General features: G+C 47.0%; 1 protein-coding gene. It reads right to left on the bottom strand.

The features are described from left to right. Positions 1-150 precede the first annotated feature (150 nt). Positions 151-304: SDR family NAD(P)-dependent oxidoreductase (locus EZM41_RS14725; protein ID WP_198470799.1), on the bottom strand; the 154-nt coding region annotated here is incomplete at its 5' end.

Consider the following 304-nt stretch of genomic DNA (forward strand, 5'->3'; position numbering starts at 1 on the left):
AGAGCAACGGCCTGCTTTCTTGCTGTGCCGTGATGACACTCGAAATTGCAGCTTTTCCTAAAATTTAAGGCTTCCCTCTTTAAAATTACTGTGTTTTTTTGCTTCTGCCCTACAGCCTCTAAACCAATCATCCGACTCAACATGAAACGATCACAGGAGGTAAACACCCAGTAGGTCAGAAAAGTAGGTGTCAGAGGCTATATTTATGATACGGCCCCAGCCCTGTGAACGCATGTCCGGGAAGACCTCGCGCGCACACAGCCACATGCCTTTGACATTTACAGCCATAACTCTATCCCAATCG

Source organism: Acetomicrobium sp. S15 = DSM 107314 (assembly GCF_016125955.1).
Taxonomy (GTDB): Bacteria; Synergistota; Synergistia; order Synergistales; family Thermosynergistaceae; genus Thermosynergistes; species Thermosynergistes pyruvativorans.